Consider the following 20,964-nt stretch of genomic DNA (forward strand, 5'->3'; position numbering starts at 1 on the left):
ATCCGTATATGAACTATATGGTCTGGACAATGCTATGGGTATCGTGAAAATCGGCGATGAACTGCATGAGGAACTGCGCAAGGCGAGTGACGTCATGTGCCGTTCGATCAATGCGCAGGCTGAATACTGGATGAAGATCGGCATGCTGGCACAAGCCCATCCCGACCTGTCGTTCAACGAGATCGTGCAGATGCAGTTGCGCGCAGCGCAGGTCGAGCTGCCGGTTCTGCCCGTTCTTACTGTGCAATCGTCATGACCAAGACATCTGCTGAAGTGGAGAAAATGGCGGCATCCGGCGCGCTGCTCGCCTCCGTTTTTACACTTCTCGACCGCACGCCGCTGGCGGGCATGACCACGATGCAGGTCAACGATCTGGTGGAGGATTATATTACCCGCGAATTGCAGGCACGGCCTGCCAGCAAGGGGCAATATGATTTTCCCTATGTGCTGAACAGTTCCAAGAATGAAGTTGTCTGCCACGGCATGCCGTCGGATGACGAGATCATTGAAAACGGCGAGATCATCAACTTCGATATCACGCTGGAAAAGGACGGCTATATCGCCGATTCCAGCAAGACCTACATGGTCGGTGACGTTGCTCCCTTTGCCTCGCGGCTGGTCCGTGTGACCTATGAGGCGCTGTGGAAGGGGATTGCTGCCGTGCGACCCGGCGCGACGCTGGGCGATATCGGCCATGCCATCGAGCGTCACGCCAAGCGGCATGATTACAGCATCGTGCGGGAATATTGCGGCCACGGTATCGGTCGCGAGATGCATGAGGAACCGCAGGTTCTGCATTTCGGCAAGCCGGGCACCGGCGTTCGTCTCCGCGAAGGCATGGTGTTCACCATCGAGCCGATGCTCAATCAGGGAACGGCCAAGGTGAAGACCGAAAAGGACGGCTGGACGGTGGTGACGCGTGACGGAAAACTGTCAGCGCAGTTTGAGCATACTGTCGCAGTCACCTCAAATGGCGTGCGGGTGCTGACCTTGCGTCCCGGTGAAGAAAAGATGCTGGCGGGTATAAAACACGCCGCTTGATCTCATGCGATCCTGCCGGTTATCCAGAGCACAAAGACAATCGTCCCGCCCACACTCATTCCAGCGGCAAGAATGGTCCCTGCGATGACGGGCGCGAGTTTCAGGAAAGAAATATGGGGCGTTATTTCCAGCCGGAAATTCGCCCTGATCTTTTCAGGGGTCAGGCAGGTGATTTCGTAATTCCCGGCTGTCGTGCAGTCGAAATAACCCAAGGCGTGGGAAGCATTGCCGCGCATGTCGGTCCGCCGGACGCTCAACAGGAAGCGGCTTGCGGAATGATAGGCAATCGGCGCGCCGGTCGCGCAGGCTTTGATGGCAAACCGCGTTGAGAAATAGGCCGTGCCGGGGAGAATGGTAAACGGCGGAAACACGATGCTGATCGCGTAGCGTCCGGCGTTCGGCAAATGAAAGACATGTGGCCGGGCGTTGCCCGCAAACTGGTGCCGGACATCAGGCGCAATCATTTTCCACAGAATGGGTATGCAGCGGATCAGTAGATAGATGCCGAGCAGAATGCAGACAGGTAGGGCCAGATAGAAAGACAAAATTCACGTCCCGCTCTAAAAACAAAAGCCCGCCGGGAGGCGGGCTTTCGCATTGATGTGATCCGATTAGCGACGGTCGCGGGCAGCCAATGTGCGCAGACGAAGCGCATTGAGCTTGATGAAGCCCGCTGCGTCCTTCTGGTCGTAAGCGCCCTGATCGTCTTCGAAAGTGACGAGCTTGTCGGAATAGAGCGACTTGTCCGATTCACGGCCAGTTACGATCACATTGCCCTTATAGAGCTTGAGCGTGACTTCACCTTCGACATGACGCTGGCTGAGGTCGATAGCAGCCTGCAGCATTTCGCGTTCCGGCGAGAACCAGAAGCCGTAATAGATCAGCTCTGCATAACGTGGCATCAGCTCATCCTTGAGGTGCGCTGCACCGCGATCGAGCGTGATCGATTCGATGGCGCGGTGTGCAGCCAGCAGGATCGTGCCGCCCGGCGTTTCGTAGACGCCACGCGATTTCATGCCGACGAAGCGGTTTTCCACGAGGTCGAGACGACCGATGCCATTGTCGCGGCCATAGTCGTTGAGCTTGGCAAGAAGTGTCGCAGGCGACAGACGTTCGCCATTGATCGAAACGGCATCACCCTTTTCAAAGCCAACCTTGATGATGGTTGGTGTGTCAGGTGCCGATTCTGGTGAAATCGTGCGCATATGCACATATTCCGGCGCTTCGATTGCCGGATCTTCCAGAACCTTGCCTTCGGAGGAAGAGTGCAGCAGGTTGGCGTCAACCGAGAATGGCGCTTCGCCCTTCTTGTCCTTGGCAACCGGAATCTGGTGCTGTTCAGCAAATTCGAGCAGATGTGTGCGGCTCTTGAACGACCAGTCGCGCCATGGAGCGATGATCTTGATGTCCGGGTTCAGCGCATAAGCGGAAAGCTCGAAGCGAACCTGATCATTGCCCTTGCCAGTCGCGCCGTGCGCAATTGCGTCAGCGCCGGTCTTCTTGGCGATCTCGATGAGATGCTTGGAGATCAGCGGACGGGCAATCGAAGTACCGAGCAGATAGACGCCTTCATAGACGGCATTGGCGCGGAACATAGGGAAGACGAAATCGCGCACGAATTCTTCGCGCACATCCTCAACGAAGATTTCCTTGATGCCCAGCATTTCCGCCTTCTTGCGTGCTGGTTCAAGCTCTTCGCCCTGGCCGAGATCGGCGGTAAAGGTCACGACTTCTGCGTTAAGCTCAGTCTGCAACCATTTCAGGATGATCGAGGTGTCGAGACCGCCCGAATAGGCGAGAACGACCTTTTTAACGTCTTTCAGCTTGCTCATAGTTCACTTCCGTCTGAGATGCGATTGTGGCCCAAAGGGCCGTAGAACAGGATGTTGCAGTTCTTTTATCAGTTGCTAAGCGGCGCGCAAGCCGGATGGCACTTTGTCAGCGAAAAGAAAGCGTCATCTGCCATTATGGATAGTCTTGACTGTCACTTTGATTTGTAACTATAAAAGTTACATGATTAAATCTGGCAATCCATTTTCTGATCCGCAGGTCGTCGCCCATTATGCCGAAGGGCCGCCGAAAGCTGTGCCGGGCTTTCGGGATATGCAGCGCATGACGCGTTTGCTGCTTGCCGAACACCTATCCGATACTGCAAGAATTCTGGTGTTGGGTGCGGGCGGTGGTCTTGAACTCAGGCTCTTTGCTGAAAGTCATCCATTCTGGACGTTTGAAGGGGTTGATCCGTCTGCCGAAATGCTTCAATTGGCGCGGCAAAACCTTGGCTCCAATGCGGTTCGTGTGAACTTCCACGAAGGCTATATCGGTAGCGCATCGCCGGGACCGTTTGATGGTTCTGTCTGTCTGCTGACCATGCATTTTCTGGATGAGGAAACGCGCAGGCAAACGCTCGCGGAGGTGCATCGTCGGCTGAAGCCCGGGGCACCGTTCATTTTGGCGCATTTCAGCTTTGAACAGGACAATGCCGACGAACGAGCATTGTGGCTGTCACGCTATGCTGCCTTTTTGAATGATTCCGGTGTCGATCTGGCAAGTGCAGTGAAAGCCAGTGCTGCGATCAAAGAACGCCTTCACATTCTAACACCGCAGCAGGACGAGGCGCTGATACGTGGTGCGGGCTTCAAGGATCTGAGCCTTTTCTATGCATCTTTCACCTATCGCGGATGGGTTGCTTACGCATAAACAAGGGGCGCTGAGACGGCTAAAAAATCCTGTGGCGGCGCAATTGAATTCGCGTTAGCTTGCCGCGAATTCTCGGAGTGCCTTTCGATGTCTTTTCTGACAAACCTGACCTTCATTCCCGAATGGACCATCTTCGTCCAGTTCGTGATCGCTACTGCAATTTTATCCATCACCCCCGGCCCGGATATGACGCTTTTCGTCGGGCGTGCCCTGTCTGAAGGGAAGGCGGCTGGTTTTGCCTGTATGGCAGGCGCAAGCACGGGCATTGTCGTGCATACAAGCATGGTGGCGTTGGGGCTTTCTGCGCTTATCCTCGCTTCGCCTGCAGCCTTCACGGCCCTGAAAGCCGTTGGTGCGATTTATCTTGTGTGGCTTGCCGTGCAGGCTATTCGCAAAGGATCGGCATTCTCGCCTGAAAAGAACGGTGGTAAGAAGCATACGCTGTTCCAGAACTGGGCGACCGGACTTGGCATCAATCTGCTCAACCCGAAGATCATTCTGTTCAACATGACCTTCCTGCCGCAGTTCGTTTCCGCACATGATCCACATGCTATGGGAAAACTGTTCTTCCTTGGCCTGTCGTTCATACCGCTGGCGTTGCCTTTCACCATTCCTATGGTGGTTGCAGCCGACAGGTTTGCTGGTCTTCTTAAGAAGAACCCAACGGTTACACGGATTGTGGATTGGCTTTTTGCCGGTATTTTCTCAGCTTTCGCGCTGAAGATCATCACCGCACAGGCGAAGTAAATCGCTATTCAGCCGGGCGGGCTAAAAATCGCCCGGCGTTGCGACCGGCAATCAGCCAGTAGACGAAGCCGCCGACAATGCCAGAGCAGGCGCCGGTGGTGTAAAGCATGACAGAGAATGAATCGATCGGTTCCATCTGCCATGTGAAAAGGCCGATTGAGATCATGGCAAACAAGCTGATCAGTAGTCCACCTACGCAATAGAAAAGCGAAGATGTTACAGGCTTGGTCTCACTATAGATGACCATTCCAAGTGCTGGGAAAAAGCTGAACGCGCCTGCAATGCCTGCAAAGAAGAATCCACCCAAGTGCAATGCAGCCTGAAAACCTTCAGAACCCCAATTTCCAACAAAGGGATTGAAAGCGTCGGTACCATCAACATCGTGCCGGAGCAACGTGTTGAGGTCGAATTGGCCGTAAAGAACCGCCGCAAGAAAATAGCCTGCAGCGAGAACCGCACAGCAATAGCCGAAACAGATAACGAACAAGCGAGTTATATAATCGAACGTGTCGGTCAACCGCGCTTAATCTCCGTGTCCGGCGATCATCATCGCTTCGAGCGCCAGACGCTCGGTCTTGCGCATACGCTCTGATTCCGACTTCAGCTGACCGCAGGCAGCCAGAATATCACGGCCGCGTGGTGTGCGGATCGGCGATGCGTAACCTGCTGCATTCACATAATCAGCAAAGCGCTCGATATGCTCCCAGTCCGAGCACTGGTAGTTGGTGCCGGGCCATGGGTTGAACGGGATCAGGTTGATCTTGGCTGGAATGCCGCGCAGCAGCTTCACCAGAAGCTTGGCGTCTTCCATACTGTCATTGACGTCTTTCAGCATCACATATTCAAACGTAATGCGCTTGGCATTCGACAGGCCCGGATATTCGCGGCAAGCCTTAAGCAGCTGTTCCAGCGGGTATTTTTTGTTGATCGGCACCAGAAGGTCACGCAGTTCGTCGCGCACTGCATGCAGTGAGATCGCCAGCATCACGCCGATTTCTTCACCAGTGCGATAGATTTCCGGCACAACGCCAGAAGTTGAAAGCGTGATACGACGCTTGGAAAGCGCCAGCCCATCACCATCGGATGCGATCAGCAAAGCCTTTTTCACTTCTTCGAAGTTATAAAGCGGCTCGCCCATACCCATCATGACGATGTTGGTGACCTTGCGGCCTTCCGCAGGCACGATAGCGCCGTCGGGCGTGTTAGTATCCGGGAAATCGCCAAGCCGGTCACGAGCCGTCATCAACTGTGCCAGAATTTCTTCTGAGGTGAGATTACGTACCAGCTTCTGTGTGCCGGTATGGCAGAAAGTGCAGGTCAGCGTGCAGCCCACTTGTGAGGAAATGCATAGCGTGCCGCGACCTTCTTCAGGAATATAAACGCATTCGATTTCGACAGGGCGTCCGGCACCGCGTGGCGGAAAACGGAACAGCCATTTGCGCGTGCCGTCCTGCGAGATTTGTTCTTCAACCACTTCCGGACGCGCAATGGTGAAATGCTGCGCCAGAAGAACGCGCAGATCCTTGGAGATATTGCGCATATCGGCAAAGTCGGAAACGCCACGCACATAAAGCCAGTGCCAGAGCTGCGCGATGCGCATCTTGACCTGCTTTGGCGTCACGCCAACCTTGATCAGCTCATCAGCCATTTCCTCACGCGACATGCCGATGAGCGACGGCTTCTGCTCCATATTTGCGCGCACGTGGCGGGCAAGCTGGTCGCGCGTATCATCAATGGTTAAGTCGAATGAAATGGACATCTGTTTTCAACTGTTGAGGACGTCGCATAAAGCGCGCCGATAAACACTATCTGTTGCATGGATATATGGGCTCGTTCATTTGAAATGCGAACCCTGTTGCGCGCGGACATAGCACACAATATTCGATCCGTCATCCCGCAGTATATCGTAGCAGATATGCAGGATGGATAGGCCGAGGATCAAAAAGAAAAGCCGGAGCGGAGCCCCGGCTTAGTAATTTAGCTTGAACCGATTGGCTTATTTGCACTTCTGAATGGCTGCGAGTGCTGCCGAAATGCCTTTGAGCGAATAGGTGTAATTGGTCTTGGTGCCGCGCTTGGATTGTGCCTGCACCTTCATGTCCGAACCGCCGCGCATTGCTGCAATCAGCTGTGGTTCTTCGGCGGCGTTTTCCATCCAGCCGGATTTTCCGTTGACGAACATTGTAAAATTGCGGTTTCCAATGGTGACAATGACCTTGGCATTCGCATTGGCGTTCAGCTCATAACCAGCCATGAACTGTGGTTCAAAGCTGATATTCTGTCCGGGCTTCTGGCTCACGAGGAAGAAGTTGTCGCCATGATCAACATTGGCTGGCGCTTTCTGCGTCGGAACGGACAGGACATAGCAGACCTTGCCATTGCCTGACTGGTAGCTGTATGCGCCCCAGGCGTCGAACTGCTTAATCTGGGTCGGTGTCTGGGCGAGAGCCGAGCCCGCCATTGCAATCGTGAACACCGAAGCCGCGACGATCGATTTTCCAAGCATGGTTTTTTACCGGTTCTCTTTCGTTTGCTTCAAAGTCGAATATCGGGATGTCGCCGTTCAACACGCCGTCCCGTTTGGTGACCCTTAATGTGCCTTAATCTGGGTTACCAAACGGTGAAGTTTTGAAAGAAAACTTGAACGAGCAGGCCGAGGCCCCCGCAATCCCGTTGCCAACTTCATCCAAAAGAAAGCGGCAAGAGTTTGTCGTATTGCGTCAATGCACAATGATAGTGATGTCGACCCGTAACAAAGCCGTGAAGGGGAGCGGCGGCTTTAAGCTGCCTCCTCCTCGTCGCGCAGGGCCTCACGGGCCGCAATTTTATGCGCAGGCGTTATATGCGTGCGAACTGCAGTCAGGGCAGCCATCAACACTGCAATATCATCGGTAAAACCAATTCCGACCAGCATATCGGGGATGACATCGAATGGCAGAACGAAATAGGCAAGTGCTGCCATCAGTGTCATGCGCACGCGCGTCGGTGTATTCTGGTCGAGCGCACAATAATAGGCAGCCACGACTTCATCCATGAACGGGACCATGCGACCGGCACGGCGTGCGGTCTTCCAGAAACCTTTTTTCACCCGCTCGCTGCGATTATTGAAATCGCCTTTGTCGCCGGGTTCGAGGATTTCATCAATCTTGACGCTATCCATCTTCCGTTCAAACTCCTGTCAGTCGGTTATCTACGACATAGTTATATATGACATGACGATACCGCAGATGGGAATATTGCGACCGCGTTTCAAGATTAAGAGCTGTGGTCCGCCCTGAGAGAACCGTCAGCTACACCAAGTCTCCCAAATCACCAGAATATAGCTCTCAGCCAAATCGGGTGGCTTTGTCTGATCGGATTAAATGGAGATTTGCGATGCATCTAACCGGCTATGGCGAAAACTTTGTGCGCACCGACCGGTCAAGTCAGTTCTATCGCGGCCATCAGTTGGCCATGGCGCAGGATATTGGCGATCAGGTCAATATCGATGTAAAGGATGGCATTTGCTACGACACTACCGCCTATATGCGGTTCTTGCTGGGTGCGGGCATTTCTGAGCACACATTACGTGGCACATCCGGACAGAACTGGATTCCCTTGCTGAATTTCAAAGCCGGAGAGCTGTGGAACGGCTATTCGGCTCTGCCCTATGGGCGAGCAATCGGCTTCTATGATGTCAGAGCCGGGCACATATTCCATTCTGCTATTGCCATTGGTGACGTTTTTATCAGAAGCGTGAATGGAGGTGCTTTAGGGCAAAACTGGAACGAGAAAATCGATCTGGCGAAGGTGCTGCCTTACTCGTGCAGGAATCGCGATGGTAGCTTCAGCTTCCAGAAAAAGGTTATTATTGTTTATATTTCAAAGGTTTGAATAGATTCAAGCCAATGCATTCATCTTGCGCGCAAGCTTGATATCAAGTTCCGTGATGCCGTTTTCACTGTGGGTCGAAAGCGTGACATCGACGCGATTATAGACATTGAACCATTCCGGATGGTGGTCGAGCTTTTCAGCGTGAAGCGCTGCGCGCGTCATAAAACCGAACGCGGCATTGAAATCCTTGAACTTGAAAGTTTTTTGGATCGCTTCGCGCCCTTCGACTTTCTGCCAGCCTTCTAGGTCAGTGAGCGCTTCTTGGAATTCGTTTTCCGTCAGCCTGTTGCGTGCCATCGTCTTTTGCCTATGTTGGGTTCGTCATATCAGTTTATCATAGCCGCGAGAGTTCCGTGACCCATTCAGCCCCGACCAGTATCCTTTTCGTTTGTGCAGGCAATATCTGCCGTTCGCCGCTTGCCGAAGGTGTGATGGGCGAAGTGCTGAAACAGCGCCGAATTGATCATGTGCTGATCGATTCGGCGGGCACAAATGGCTATCACACTGGCGAGGAACCCGATGATCGTTCGATCCGGGTTGCCGCACGCCATGGCCTCGATATCTCGGCCCAACGTTGCCGTCAGCTGACCGCCGGCGACTTCACGCGCTTTGATCTCATTCTGGGGATGGATCACTACAATATGCGGATGATCGGCCAGCGACAGCCTGCAAACGCAAGTGCCCGCGTCGGACTTTTCACCGAGATAGCCGAAGGAAAGCCGGTTGAAATCCCCGATCCTTATTATGGCCAGATCGGGGACTTCGAAGAGGTTTACCGGATGGTTCTGGCGTCTTCCAATGCGTTGGCTGACCAGTTCTGGCGGGATGCTGCCATCAAAGGCCAGGCTTCTTCAACGATATAAGGTCCACCACCCACTGAATCACGTGAAGACATCAACACGAAGCGACCCACTTTGAAGGGCAGAGTCGAAAAATTGCCGCGTGAAGAGAGATAATGCACGACATCTTCAATACGTGGATTTCTCAAGCGTGCCAAAGTCACATGGGGTGTAAATTTGCGCGGATCGGCGGGAATACCAAGCCGCTGGCAAATGCGTTCGATCTCGCCTTGCAATGCATTGAGTTCAGGCGAGGGGGATACACCAGCATAAATGCTGTGCGGCTTCTTGGAACCGAAAGCATCGACACCTGACAGGTTGAGCATGAATTCGGGGCGCCGCACGCGATCAAGCGCATTGGCAACCTCGTCGGCCACATGGCCTTCCACATCTCCGATAAAACGCAGGGTTATGTGGTAATTTTCGACATCAATCCAGCGTGCGCCGGGGAGGCCGCCTCGCAATAACGAGAGCGAAAGCGCGGCGTCGCGCGGGATTTCGAGGGCAGTAAAGAGACGCGGCATAAAGCATCCTCCTCGAACCGTTCTGCGCCAGAGCGTCGTGTGGCCGAAACCACTGGAGGACGCTCTGAGTTAGAGTGCCTATGCACCGATCATCAGAAAAACGAATCTTCTTTCCTAACCGATGCAACTCTCAGCGAATCATTCTTCGTTGTTTTGAGCAAGCTGTTTATGCCTCCCGATTGTGTCAGCCGCCGGATGTCCCCGTCTTTTGTATGTCTTTCAGGTTTTTCTCGATTGTTGGCAAAAATTTCGCAACCATGGCTTCGACCCCTTTTTCATTGGGATGCATGCCATCTTCAAGTAACAATCCTTTCTGTGTAGCGACGCCATCAAGGAAGAACGGATAAAGCGGCACACCGTATTTCTGGGCGAGCCTGGGATAGATCGGATTGAATTTGTCAGCGTAATCCTTGCCCATATTGGGCGGCGCCATCATGCCCGCAAGGATAACGGAGATGCCGCGTGCCTTGAGGCGCGACAGCATTTCATCAAGATTTTTCTCGGTAATGTCGGGTGAAATGCCCCGCAAAGCGTCATTGGCACCAAGTTCAAGGATCACCAGATCAGTGCCATCGGGGATCGACCAGTCGATGCGAGCAAGGCCGCCGGTGGTGGTGTCGCCGGATACGCCTGCATTTTCGATGCTGACTTCATAGCCCTTATCGTCGAGCACTTTTTCAAGCTGCTGAGGGAAGGCTGCATTGGAAGGCAGAAGATATCCCGCCATCAAACTATCGCCAAAACCGACAATTTTTACCTGTGCAAGCTGTTCGGTTGGTAATGCATCTTCGAGCCCTGTCGGCTCCTCCTGCGCATTTGCGGCAGGCAAGCTTGCGGCAAGAAAAGATCCAACTATCGCAAAAATCGACAGCCATGCCGGGATCGAGAGTTTGAAACGCATTGTCAGCAACCCATATCTAGCAACAAGGTAGGAAAATCACCCGAAGAACTTCTCCTCGGACTTCTCTTCAATTTCTGGCGCAAAACAAGTTCAATTTTGTGGCGCGCTTTGGCTCTTCAATATTCATATAGGAAGAAAAACGCGTGACGGAACAGGTGACTCCCCCGATTTTTGCCCCGATTATCGAGCTTGAGAACGTTCATCTGACGCTTGGACATGCAGCCTCATCGGTCCATGTCCTCAAGGGTGTTTCACTTTCCATCGCCCAGGGACGGTCTGTCGGCATCGTGGGGCCATCGGGTTCGGGCAAGTCCACGCTTTTGATGGTTCTGGCCGGTCTTGAGCACGTTGATAACGGAAGTGTGAAGATCGCAGGTGAGACAATCAGCAAGATGACTGAGGATCAGGCGGCAGCCTTTCGCGGTGCCAATATCGGAATCGTGTTTCAGTCCTTTCACCTCATACCCAATATGACAGCGCTGGAAAATGTTGCCGTTCCTCTGGAGCTTGCAGGGCGCAAAGATGCATTTGAAGTGGCTGAACGAGAGCTGATCGCCGTCGGCCTTGGTGAACGCCTCACGCATTATCCTTCAGAGCTTTCTGGTGGGGAGCAACAGCGCGTGGCGATTGCCCGCGCGCTTGCGCCAAGCCCAAAAATCCTGATTGCGGATGAACCGACAGGCAATCTCGATACAGCCACGGGTCGCCAGATTACCGATCTGCTATTTTCCAAACAGCGCGAAAACGGTTTGACCATGGTGTTGGTTACACATGACCCTTCACTGGCTGCGCGCTGCGATCATGAAATTCCAGTACGTTCGGGACGCATTGAAGAACCTACGCGAAAAGAGTCAGCGTTCGAAGCGGCGGTGGCTGGCGCATGAGCGGAATTGCCTCATTTTCACTAGCACTTCGCTTTGCATTACGTGAAATGCGCGGTGGTTTGTCCGGTTTTTATATTTTCCTCGCCTGTATCGCGCTGGGTGTTGCAGCCATTGGCGGTGTGAACTCTGTCGCGCGTTCTGTCAGCACAGGCATTGCTTCGGAAGGTCAGAGCATTCTTGGCGGTGACCTGAGCTTTGCGCTTAATCAACGAGAGGCAAGCGCAGATGAGCGTGCCTTTATCGAGCAGCAAGGCCGCTTTGCCGAAAGTGCGACCATGCGTTCCATGGCGCGCATACCGGATGGCACCGATCAATCGCTCGTAGAGGTTAAGGCAGTAGATGCCGCCTATCCGCTTTATGGTGAGCTGAAGGTACAACCTCAACAGCCGCTTGCGGATATGACCAATGAGCAAGATGGCGTCTATGGTGCCGCCGTCAGCCAGGATTTCCTCAATCGAATGGGCCTGTCGCTGGGCGCGAAAGTGCTGCTTGGCTCCTCAACGTTTGAATTGCGGGCACTGATTGAAAGCGAACCTGATCTGCTGTCGTCCGGCTTTAATTTTGCGCCACGCTTTCTGGTCTCGATGGATGGTCTGCGTGCGTCGGGACTGATCCAGCCCGGAAGCCTCGTCGATCATATCTACAAGGTCGCATTACCAGATGGCGCGCCGGATTCAGCAATCGTGCAATTGCGTGAGCGGGCAAGCACTGATTTTCCGGATGCAGGCTGGAATATCCGTTCGCGCGCTAACGCTGCACCGGCGCTGAGCGCCAATATCGAGCGTTTCTCGCAGTTTCTTACGCTGGTCGGCCTGACTGCTTTGATCGTTGGGGGCGTCGGGGTTGCCAATGCCGTTCGCGCCTATCTCGACGGCAAGCGGGGTGTGATTGCGACCTTCAAATCATTGGGCGCGCCCGCGCGTTTTGCTGTGCTGGTCTATCTGGTGCAGATCATGGTGATCGGCCTTGTCGGCATCGCTATCGGACTGGTTCTGGCGGCAATCATGCCCTTTGCGGCGGCGGCAGCGCTCGCCAATTATTTGCCTGTCGCCGGTGGCGGCGGGTTTTTCCCGGATGCACTTGCGCTTGCCGCTGTCTTCGGTCTGATCACAACGCTGGCCTTTGCAATCATACCGCTGGGCCGCGCGCGTAATATTCCGGCCACAGCCCTTTTCCGCGAGCAGGGTTTTGAGCAGCGCGGCTTGCCACCGTTCCTTTATCTCAGCCTCGCTGTGTTGCTGATTGCGGCTTTGGCGGGTCTTGCACTTTACGTCGCCTATGACCGGCGGATCGCTGCCATCTTCATCGTGTCATCAATTGCGGCCTTTGGTGTTCTGCGGTTGGTCGCGGACGGTATCCGCTGGCTTGCCCGCCGCGCACCGCGCATGCGTTCAACTGCCGTTCGCCTTGCGGTCGGCAATATTCATCGTCCAGGCGCATTGACCCCTTCGGTGGTTCTGTCGCTTGGCCTTGGTCTTACACTCATGGTGGCGATTGCACTGATCGACGGCAATCTACGCCGTCAGGTCACAGAAAACATTCCTGCACAGGCACCGGATTTCTTTTTTGTCGATATTCAGAACAAGGATATTGGCGATTTCACCAAGCTTGTGAGCGGCATCGTACCGGATGGCAAGCTTACCTCCGGTCCGATGCTGCGCGGGCGTATTGTAGCCTTTAACGGCACCAATGTACGCGACATGACCATTCCGCCGGAAGCTGCATGGGTATTGCGCGGCGATCGCGGCATAACCTTTGCCGACAAGGTGCCCGAAAATTCGACACTCACTGAAGGTGAGTGGTGGCCAGCGGATTATAGCGGCGAGCCATTGGTATCTTTTGCGGAACGTGAGGGCAAGGAGCTTGGCCTGAAGCTTGGCGACACGGTCACGGTCAATGTACTTGGCCGTAACATCAATGCTAAGATTGCAAGTTTCCGGCAGTTGCAATGGGAAACACTGGCGATGAATTTCGTTATGGTGTTTTCGCCCAACACTTTTGCCGGTGCGCCCGCCACATGGCTTGCGACGCTGACCATTCCTGACGGGCAGAAGAATCTTGCGCCGGATGTGCTGCGGCAGGTCACGAAGACATGGCCAGCGGTTACCACTGTCAGCGTGACCGATGCGCTTGATGTTGCCAATGATCTGATCAGCCAGCTTGCAACGGCAATCCGTGCGGCTGCATCCATAGCGCTTGCGGCCTCGGTGCTGGTGCTTGGCGGGGCTTTGGCTGCGGGCAATCGGGCACGTGTTCACGATGCCGTTGTGCTTAAAACGCTGGGTGCCACGCGGGGTACGCTCATTGCAGCCTATATCGTCGAATATATGCTGCTTGGGCTTGCAACAGCCATGTTTGCGCTGGTCGCAGGAAGTGCTGCCGGTTGGTATGTAGTGGTAGAAGTGATGAAGCTCAAAGCACAGTTCCTGCCGGATGTGGCTCTGATGACAGTCGCTGTTGCACTGATCCTCACCGTTGGTTTCGGCCTTGCGGGAACATGGCGGGTGTTGGGTCAGAAACCTGCAACTGTGCTGCGGACCATATGAACCATTTGTAATGTTGGATCAGAAATGGGCTAAATGCTTGGATAGCATGGAGAATGCACTTCAGATTTCAAGCTGCCTCATCACGATTTTTTACAGGTAGTACTTGTACGATAGCTCTGAAATGCCCATAATATACGCAGGCATGCTGGGGTCCCGCCAGCGGCGCCTGGGAGCGGTTCGAAATGAGCCAGGACCCGACACCGGACGGGACAAGGCAAGAGGATTTAAGTCATGGCTGACTTTCGCAATATTCAGGCGCAGCAGAGGCCGGTAGGCGGCGCTCGCGCTGATGCCAGCATTGATCAGGGACTGCGCAGCTACATGCTGGGCGTCTACAACATGATGGCTATCGGCTTGGCCGTTACCGGCCTTGCTGCATTCGCCGTCGCATCTCTGGCAGTGACCAATGACCCGTCTGCTGCTGTCGCGCAGATGGCAAACGGCAAGATGCTTACTGCACTTGGTGCAGCACTTTACACGTCTCCGCTGCGCTGGGTGGTCATGCTTGCACCGCTCGCAGCAGTGTTTTTCCTGAGCTTCCGTATCGAACGTCTGTCGGTTTCGACCGCTAACGCCGTATTCTGGGGCTATGCAGCTCTCGTCGGTCTGTCGCTGTCGTCGATTTTCCTGGTCTTCACCGGCCAAAGCGTCGTGCGCACCTTCTTCGTAACGGCAGCTTCCTTCGGAGCGCTCTCGCTTTACGGTTACACGACCAAGCGTGATCTTTCCGCAATGGGTTCGTTCCTGATGATGGGCCTGTTCGGCCTGATCATCGCCTCTGTCGTCAACATCTTCCTTGGCTCCACCGCGCTGCAGTTCGCAATCTCGGTGATCGGTGTGCTGATCTTCGCAGGTCTCACCGCCTACGACACGCAGTCGATCAAGGAAATGTACTACGAAGGTGATGCTTCGGACACGCAGGGCCGCAAGATTGTGATGGGCGCGCTGCGTCTCTATCTCGACTTCATCAACATGTTCATGTTCCTGCTTCAGTTCATGGGCAACCGTGACTAATCAGTCTGGAATTGAATTATGCGAAAGGGCAGCGGAAACGCTGCCCTTTTTGCTTTTCAATCGCGTGACTTCGAGGCATGTTGAAGGCGTAATCTGAACCTGACTTCTGGCTTATGACATGCCCCATATCCGCGATTTTCAACCCACAGATATCGATGCCATCACTGCAATTTACACAGAGGCTGTGCTGAACGGTTCCGGTTCTTACGACATCGAACCGCCCACCGTTGAAGCAATGAAAACTCGCTTCGATGCATTTGTCGAGCAGGGCTTTCCAATTCTTGTCGCGGAAGAAAATGGGCTGGTGCTGGGATATGCCTATATCAGCTACTTCCGTACCCGGCCGGCCTATCGCTGGCTTGCAGAAGATTCGATCTATATCGCGCCGGACGCTAAGGGGAAGGGCGTTGGCAAGCTTCTGCTTGGCGAGCTTATCAAGCGTGCGACCACGTTGGGCTTCAGGCAATTGCTGGCAGTGGTTGGTGACGGCGAGCACAACATAGGCTCTGTGAAGCTGCATGAGAGCCTCGGCTTCACCCATAGCGGACGTATTCAGGGTTCAGGCTTCAAGCATGGACGCTGGCTCGATACGGTCCTCATGCAATTGCCGCTCAACGGTGGCTGCACCGTCGACCCGGGCGAAGTGCCCCTTACTTAGAGCGCGTTTCGATCTGATTGGATCAGATCGGCGCTAAATATTTGTTTTAACGCGCATCTTTGTCCGAAAGCCGTTTCACACTTTTCGGGATGCGCTCTAATCAATTATCGACCAGCTTGAGGCTTTTATCGAAAACACGGAGCACACGCTCCAGTTCGTGTCCGCGTTTCATAATGAGCCCACTTGCAGCAATCACAGAATAGGCCCCCTGCTTCTGTGCGAGTTTGGGGTTTTTCTCCACACGAAACAGCGGAACTTCGCTGGCCCGCCGAAAGATCGAGAACACCGCTCTATCGGCCAGATGATCAATCGCATAGTCGCGCCACGCACCTGTGGCGACCATACGGCCATAAATATTCAGGATTTTACCAAGTTCGTGTCTGTCAAAACTGACAGTGGGAGAAGGCGGACGTGATTGCGCTAAAGGGACAATTTTTGGCGTCGCCGATGGATGAGAGGGCGAATGCGAAGACTTATCTTCATTCGCAGCGCTTGGTATGTCCATTTTCTTCCTTTCGCCGTCAGGAGCTATTGTAAAGGAAATACGGGAACACCGATCAAATCAGCTCATGACAGTAAGGTGATGCTTTTGTAAAACGATTGCAAGATCAAGCGCTGGTACTGGCGGTTTTCTATGAACTGCCCACAAGAATAGACCCCCAATTAGTTGTATATTAGCTGTTCACGAAAAGAGAAAAGCTGTTCTCAATGGTGATCGCCAGCCACATTTTGGCCTTGTCAACTTCGCATTCCGGCCCGATTATGACGTCAGCATCACCATGTTGCCTGAGACGGTTCGGTTCGGGTATGTCCGACCCCAAGCCCCCCGCCCAAAGGACTGCCCGAGCCGAACCAACCTTCATTGGCCTAGCCACTCAGACAGATGCAACATTCCCGCAAAATGATAAGATAAACAGCTCGCACGAAGCGTAGTTGCTGTTGCGTTCGCGTGTTGCGGGCGTTTGACGAAGCGGCTTTTAGAGCCCGAGCTGAACTTTTTGTTTGAATATCGCGGCACCGAGAATTGGACCGAGCGCTTTGTCGCTGTTGCTTTGCTGCAATACCACAGCACAGCCGGTCACATCCTTGCGGGTCAACTCGGAAGCTGGCAGCTCGATTTTCAAAGCCTGACCATCCCACATGCCAATCGTATTGGTGTCCGTTACCGTATTACGATAGGTAACGGACTGCCCTGCGTTCTCACCCTTGTCAATCGGAATGGTTACCGAATCGCGCAGGTAGAACATAACGACATGTACGGGCTTCTCTGGTTTTTCACCTGCCGCAATCTCAATCGACAGGCGCCCATCGTCCAGTTTCCTGATCGAAACGGGTACGTTGAGCTTACTCGCATCAAGATGCTGCTTCACGACCTCGGCGTCGCCGCCGTTCATTTCCGAAGCGCCATTGACGATTGCCTGAGGCGTGTAGACCATCTTGGCATTGAACGAATTGCGATAGGCATTCTGGCGGTCTGTATTGTCCTGTGAGGCGAGTGTGTCGCGCCAGCCCATGTAATCCCAGTAATTAACGTGGAACGACAGAGCCAATACATTGGCGTCGTCAGCGTATTTCGCCAAATTCTTGTCAGCCTGCGGGCACGAGGCACAGCCTTGACTGGTATAGAGCTCGAGAACGGACGTTCGCGTGCTGCTATCCTGAGCTTTCGCTACGCCCTGCATTGACAGGCAACCGGTGAACGCCAGCCCCAATGCAGCACAAACACCGCGCAAGCCGGGAACATAGTCGCCGGAAAGCCATGTATGTGTCCCATGGAAAGGGTAATGGAAGGTCACTTTGGGTTCATCCTGCAATAATTGACGCTGACATCTATTATGTAGGAATTACGACGATCAATAGGAATTCACGTTGCAGTGAGATTTGCAGGCAGTGTGTTTCTTTTATCTCACTAAGATACGTCTCCTAAAGGCGGAAGCTGGCTTTTTCGAGTATATGTGCAGCGTCGCGCTTTAATAAAAGGCAAATTGCGAATGAGACAAAGTTTGAGAGAAAAGGCCATCGCCATCTGCGATGAAAAGATCGCGAAAAAGGGCGATACGGTCGGTATCTCGTTCTATGCATTCTTTGCCAACAAAAACACGGAACCGGAGCTTCTTATGGAAGCTGCCGAGTGGTGGATAAAGACCCACACTCTCGATCACTTTGAAAAAGCTTTAAAAATCAGGGAAATGATCCGTTCGGGGCAATAAAACGGTCCCAGAGACTGAAAAAGCCGCCGGATTTCTCCGGCGGCTTTTTTGTTTGGAGCGTTGTCGCTGATTAAGCAGCGAGATCGCGCAGAACGGTCTGCAGAATGCCGCCGTTCTTCATGTAGTCGAGCTCGTCCAGCGTATCGATGCGGCAGATGAGCGGAACTTTCTTCACTGTGCCATCAGCATAAGTGATCGAAGCATCGACCTTCTGGCGCGGACGTACATCGGCAAGGCCTTCGATGGAGACGATTTCGTCACCCTTCAGACCCAGCGTCTGCCAGCTTGTGCCTTCCTCGAAGACGAAAGGCACAATGCCCATGCCAACGAGGTTGGAGCGGTGGATACGCTCAAACGACTGTGCGATCACAGCCTTGACGCCGAGCAGGTTGGTGCCCTTTGCAGCCCAGTCACGAGAAGAACCGTTGCCATACTCGACGCCTGCGAAGACGACGAGTGGCACACCTTCTGCCTTGTACTCCATGGCTGCGTCGTAGATCGAGGTTTCTTCCTTCGACGGATAATGGATGGTGTAGCCGCCTTCACGACCGTTTTCGCCCAGCATGTGGTTGCGAATACGGATGTTTGCGAAGGTGCCGCGCATCATCACTTCATGATTGCCACGACGCGTACCGTACTGGTTGAAGTCGGCAATGCCGACGCCATGATCGATGAGGTACTTGCCAGCAGGCGACTGTGCCTTGATGGAACCGGCAGGCGAGATGTGGTCGGTGGTGATCTTGTCGCCGAAGAGGCCGAGGATGCGTGCACCCTTAACATCACCGATTTTGCCTGCCGACTTGCCCATACCCACGAAGTAAGGTGGGTTCTGCACATAGGTCGAATTGTCGTCCCATGCATAGGTCTGGCCTGCAGGAACCTGAACGGCCTGCCAGTTTTCGTCGCCCTTGAACACGTCCGCATATTTTTCGGAGAAAATCTTGCGGGTAACGTTCTTGGCAATGAATTCCTGGATTTCAGCCGATGAAGGCCAGATATCGCGCAGGAATACCGGGTTGCCGTCCTGATCTTCACCAAGCGGCTCCTTGGTCAGGTCCTTGGTGACCGTACCGGCAAGAGCGTGAGCGACGACGAGCGGCGGCGAAGCCAGATAGTTCGCCTGAACGTCCGGCGAAACGCGGCCTTCGAAGTTACGATTGCCGGAAAGAACGGCAGCCGCGATCAGGCCCTTTTCGTTGATCGTCTTGGAGATCGGAGCAGGCAATGGACCGGAGTTACCGATACAGGTCGTGCAGCCGAAACCAACGAGGTTGAAGCCGAGCGCATCAAGATCCTTCTGGAGGCCAGCGGATTCAAGATAAGCGGCAACAACCTGAGAGCCGGGAGCAAGCGAGGTCTTAACCCAAGGCTTGGTCTTGAGGCCCTTTGCAACTGCATTGCGGGCCAGAAGACCGGCAGCGATCAGCACGCTTGGGTTGGAGGTGTTGGTGCATGAGGTGATTGCGGCAATTGCCACATCGCCATGGCCGAGATCGTAATCTTCGCCTTCAACAGCGTAACGTGCGGTCTGGCCTGTGGTCTTCTTGTATTCGGTTTCAAGCGAGGTTGCGAAGCCCGATGCGATCTTTTCCAGCGCAATGCGGCCTTCAGGACGCTTTGGACCGGCCATCGACGGAACGACTTCACTCATATCCAGTTCGAGAACATCCGTGAATACCGGATCAACGCTGTCCGCTTCCCGCCACATGCCCTGTGCACGTGAATAAGCCTCAACGAGCGCGATGCGGTCTTCTTCGCGACCGGTCGTGTTCATGTAGTTGAGCGTTTCTTTGTCGATCGGGAAGAAACCACAGGTCGCGCCATATTCAGGGCCCATATTGGCAATGGTTGCGCGATCGGCAAGGGTCATATTGTCGAGACCCGGGCCAAAAAACTCAACGAACTTACCAACCACGCCTTTTTTGCGCAGCATCTGGGTAACGGTGAGCACGAGATCGGTTGCGGTAACGCCTTCCTTGACCTTACCGGTCAGGCGGAAGCCGATAACTTCCGGCAGCAGCATGGAAACCGGCTGACCCAGCATCGAGGCTTCTGCTTCAATACCACCAACACCCCAGCCCAGAACGCCAAGGCCGTTGACCATGGTGGTGTGGGAGTCGGTGCCGACGCAGGTGTCAGGATAAGCAACGGTCACGCCGTCTTCTTCCTTGGTCCATACGGCCTGCGCCAGATATTCGAGATTCACCTGATGGCAGATGCCGGTGCCCGGAGGAACGACGCGGAAGTTCTTGAATGCCTGCTGGCCCCACTTAAGAAAGCGGTAGCGTTCGCCATTGCGCTGGTATTCCAGATCCACATTGGCCTTGAATGCGCTTGGATTGCCGAATTCGTCGACGATGACCGAGTGGTCAATGACAAGATCGACAGGAACCAGCGGGTTGATCTTTTCAGGATCGCCGCCGAGGTTCTTCAGGCCGTCGCGCATAGCTGCCAGATCGACAACGGCCGGAACGCCGGTGAAGTCCTGCATGAGTACGCGTGCCGGGCGATAGGCGATTTCCGCGCCTGCCGAGCCGCGATCATTCAGCCACTTGGCAACGGCTTCGATGTCCGACTTCTTGACAGAGCGGTCATCTTCGAAGCGGAGCAGGTTCTCGAGCAGAACCTTCATGGAGAACGGGAGCTTGGAGATGCCTTCGAGGCCGTTCTTTTCGGCTTCGGTCAGGCTGTAATAAACATATTCCTTACCGGCGACGGTAAGGGTTTTGCGGCATTTAAAGCTGTCAATGTGTGACACTGCGTTCGTCCTTCATGCTACTGGCCGGAAAACCAGGACGAACGCCTCTGCTGCGTTTCAAGGACGCGCTAAAGGTGCGGGTGCAGTCATTTCCGCTGTCCGTCCCGAAACCTGTGCTCCTACAAGCGCCAAGCCTTTGAGATCGGCCAAAATTTGTTTCCACACCGACCGCTGGCATGGTAGCCCTCATATAGAGAGTTTCCTAAAACGATTCCAGACAGAATATCGTGAATTTGCTCCCTTGCGGCGAAATGTTGCGATACCCGCGT

At 54.1% G+C, this 20,964-nt stretch carries 23 protein-coding genes; 11 read left to right on the plus strand and 12 right to left on the minus strand.

Annotated elements, in window-relative coordinates:
• Window positions 1-34 precede the first annotated feature (34 nt).
• Both C9380_RS01285 and map read left to right on the plus strand, forming a co-directional pair.
• Window positions 35-256: a ParD-like family protein gene (locus C9380_RS01285; protein WP_011982312.1), complete on the plus strand. Its 222-nt coding sequence runs from the start codon at window positions 35-37 to the stop codon at window positions 254-256.
• Window positions 253-1,041 carry a type I methionyl aminopeptidase gene (gene map, locus C9380_RS01290; protein ID WP_128092837.1) on the plus strand — a complete coding sequence of 263 codons (789 nt, stop codon included), beginning with the start codon at window positions 253-255 and terminating at the stop codon, window positions 1,039-1,041. The genes C9380_RS01285 and map overlap by 4 nt, the downstream gene beginning before the upstream one ends.
• A 2-nt stretch (window positions 1,042-1,043) precedes the next feature.
• Here map and C9380_RS01295 read toward each other — a convergent pair whose 3' ends face one another.
• Together C9380_RS01295 and C9380_RS01300 are read right to left on the minus strand one after the other, a co-directional pair.
• Window positions 1,044-1,586, minus strand: coding sequence for a hypothetical protein (locus C9380_RS01295; RefSeq protein WP_235822324.1), 543 nt, complete (start codon window positions 1,584-1,586; stop codon window positions 1,044-1,046).
• A gap of 66 nt (window positions 1,587-1,652) precedes the next feature.
• Complete coding sequence (locus C9380_RS01300; RefSeq protein WP_024898248.1) at window positions 1,653-2,873, minus strand: argininosuccinate synthase; 1,221 nt, start codon at window positions 2,871-2,873, stop codon at window positions 1,653-1,655.
• Window positions 2,874-3,054: 181 nt separating this feature from the next.
• On the opposite strand from C9380_RS01300, the gene C9380_RS01305 reads away from it, so the two are divergent.
• Both C9380_RS01305 and C9380_RS01310 read left to right on the plus strand, forming a co-directional pair.
• On the plus strand, window positions 3,055-3,741 hold the full coding sequence (locus tag C9380_RS01305) for a class I SAM-dependent methyltransferase (protein WP_128092838.1): 687 nt from the start codon (window positions 3,055-3,057) through the stop codon (window positions 3,739-3,741).
• A gap of 87 nt (window positions 3,742-3,828) precedes the next feature.
• The gene (locus C9380_RS01310) at window positions 3,829-4,488 is read left to right on the plus strand and encodes a LysE family translocator (protein ID WP_024898246.1); all 660 of its coding nucleotides are present in this window, start codon (window positions 3,829-3,831) and stop codon (window positions 4,486-4,488) included.
• Window positions 4,489-4,492: 4 nt separating this feature from the next.
• On the opposite strand, the gene C9380_RS01315 is transcribed toward C9380_RS01310, so the two are convergent.
• The 4 genes from C9380_RS01315 to C9380_RS01330 all read right to left on the minus strand — a co-directional run bounded on the left by C9380_RS01315 (window position 4,493) and on the right by C9380_RS01330 (window position 7,648).
• A complete protein-coding gene (locus C9380_RS01315) occupies window positions 4,493-5,005 on the minus strand; it encodes a hypothetical protein (RefSeq protein ID WP_128092839.1) in 513 nt (170 codons plus the stop codon).
• Between the two features lie 6 nt (window positions 5,006-5,011).
• Window positions 5,012-6,247 (minus strand): dual-specificity RNA methyltransferase RlmN, encoded by a 1,236-nt coding sequence (rlmN, locus tag C9380_RS01320; protein WP_100558309.1) that lies wholly within the window; start codon window positions 6,245-6,247, stop codon window positions 5,012-5,014.
• Between the two features lie 237 nt (window positions 6,248-6,484).
• Window positions 6,485-6,994, minus strand: coding sequence for an invasion associated locus B family protein (locus C9380_RS01325; protein ID WP_024898243.1), 510 nt, complete (start codon window positions 6,992-6,994; stop codon window positions 6,485-6,487).
• 273 nt (window positions 6,995-7,267) lie between these two features.
• On the minus strand, window positions 7,268-7,648 hold the full coding sequence (locus C9380_RS01330) for a YkvA family protein (protein WP_024898242.1): 381 nt from the start codon (window positions 7,646-7,648) through the stop codon (window positions 7,268-7,270).
• A 215-nt stretch (window positions 7,649-7,863) separates the two neighbouring features.
• Here C9380_RS01330 and C9380_RS01335 point away from each other — a divergent pair, with 215 nt between their 5' ends.
• Window positions 7,864-8,361: a hypothetical protein gene (locus C9380_RS01335; protein WP_100558307.1), complete on the plus strand. Its 498-nt coding sequence runs from the start codon at window positions 7,864-7,866 to the stop codon at window positions 8,359-8,361.
• Window positions 8,362-8,367: 6 nt separating this feature from the next.
• Here the strand turns inward: C9380_RS01335 and C9380_RS01340 are convergent, their stop codons facing one another.
• Window positions 8,368-8,658, minus strand: a complete 291-nt coding sequence (locus C9380_RS01340) for a 4a-hydroxytetrahydrobiopterin dehydratase (RefSeq protein WP_024898240.1) — start codon at window positions 8,656-8,658, stop codon at window positions 8,368-8,370.
• Between the two features lie 56 nt (window positions 8,659-8,714).
• On the opposite strand from C9380_RS01340, the gene C9380_RS01345 reads away from it, so the two are divergent.
• Window positions 8,715-9,224: a low molecular weight protein-tyrosine-phosphatase gene (locus C9380_RS01345; RefSeq protein WP_100560028.1), complete on the plus strand. Its 510-nt coding sequence runs from the start codon at window positions 8,715-8,717 to the stop codon at window positions 9,222-9,224.
• Here the strand turns inward: C9380_RS01345 and thpR are convergent.
• Together thpR and C9380_RS01355 are read right to left on the minus strand one after the other, a co-directional pair.
• Entirely contained in the window at window positions 9,134-9,724 is a 591-nt protein-coding gene (gene thpR, locus C9380_RS01350) for an RNA 2',3'-cyclic phosphodiesterase (protein ID WP_024898238.1), read from the minus strand. The genes C9380_RS01345 and thpR overlap by 91 nt on opposite strands.
• Before the next feature lie 184 nt (window positions 9,725-9,908).
• Window positions 9,909-10,625, minus strand: a complete 717-nt coding sequence (locus tag C9380_RS01355) for an arylesterase (protein WP_128092840.1) — start codon at window positions 10,623-10,625, stop codon at window positions 9,909-9,911.
• A gap of 155 nt (window positions 10,626-10,780) precedes the next feature.
• On the opposite strand from C9380_RS01355, the gene C9380_RS01365 reads away from it, so the two are divergent.
• From C9380_RS01365 to C9380_RS01380, 4 genes are all read left to right on the plus strand, one after another.
• Window positions 10,781-11,509, plus strand: coding sequence for an ABC transporter ATP-binding protein (locus C9380_RS01365; protein ID WP_128092841.1), 729 nt, complete (start codon window positions 10,781-10,783; stop codon window positions 11,507-11,509).
• A complete protein-coding gene (locus tag C9380_RS01370) occupies window positions 11,506-14,055 on the plus strand; it encodes an ABC transporter permease (RefSeq protein WP_100558305.1) in 2,550 nt (849 codons plus the stop codon). Before C9380_RS01365 ends, C9380_RS01370 begins: the two co-directional genes overlap by 4 nt.
• Window positions 14,056-14,286: 231 nt before the next feature.
• Window positions 14,287-15,069 (plus strand): Bax inhibitor-1/YccA family protein, encoded by a 783-nt coding sequence (locus C9380_RS01375; RefSeq protein ID WP_024898234.1) that lies wholly within the window; start codon window positions 14,287-14,289, stop codon window positions 15,067-15,069.
• 118 nt (window positions 15,070-15,187) lie between these two features.
• Window positions 15,188-15,727, plus strand: a complete 540-nt coding sequence (locus tag C9380_RS01380; protein ID WP_128092842.1) for a GNAT family N-acetyltransferase — start codon at window positions 15,188-15,190, stop codon at window positions 15,725-15,727.
• 100 nt (window positions 15,728-15,827) lie between these two features.
• On the opposite strand, the gene C9380_RS01385 is transcribed toward C9380_RS01380, so the two are convergent.
• Both C9380_RS01385 and C9380_RS01390 read right to left on the minus strand, forming a co-directional pair.
• Complete coding sequence (locus C9380_RS01385) at window positions 15,828-16,232, minus strand: DUF2794 domain-containing protein (protein WP_024898232.1); 405 nt, start codon at window positions 16,230-16,232, stop codon at window positions 15,828-15,830.
• Window positions 16,233-16,704: 472 nt separating this feature from the next.
• Complete coding sequence (locus C9380_RS01390) at window positions 16,705-17,439, minus strand: DUF1223 domain-containing protein (protein ID WP_024898230.1); 735 nt, start codon at window positions 17,437-17,439, stop codon at window positions 16,705-16,707.
• A 279-nt stretch (window positions 17,440-17,718) separates the two neighbouring features.
• On the opposite strand from C9380_RS01390, the gene C9380_RS01395 reads away from it, so the two are divergent.
• Window positions 17,719-17,937: a DUF6500 family protein gene (locus tag C9380_RS01395; RefSeq protein WP_024898229.1), complete on the plus strand. Its 219-nt coding sequence runs from the start codon at window positions 17,719-17,721 to the stop codon at window positions 17,935-17,937.
• A gap of 70 nt (window positions 17,938-18,007) precedes the next feature.
• Here the strand turns inward: C9380_RS01395 and acnA are convergent, their stop codons facing one another.
• Window positions 18,008-20,695: an aconitate hydratase AcnA gene (gene acnA / locus C9380_RS01400; RefSeq protein WP_024898228.1), complete on the minus strand. Its 2,688-nt coding sequence runs from the start codon at window positions 20,693-20,695 to the stop codon at window positions 18,008-18,010.
• Between the last annotated feature and the right edge of the window lie 269 nt (window positions 20,696-20,964).

The sequence above is a fragment of the Brucella pituitosa genome, from assembly GCF_003049685.1.
GTDB lineage: Bacteria > Pseudomonadota > Alphaproteobacteria > Rhizobiales > Rhizobiaceae > Brucella > Brucella pituitosa.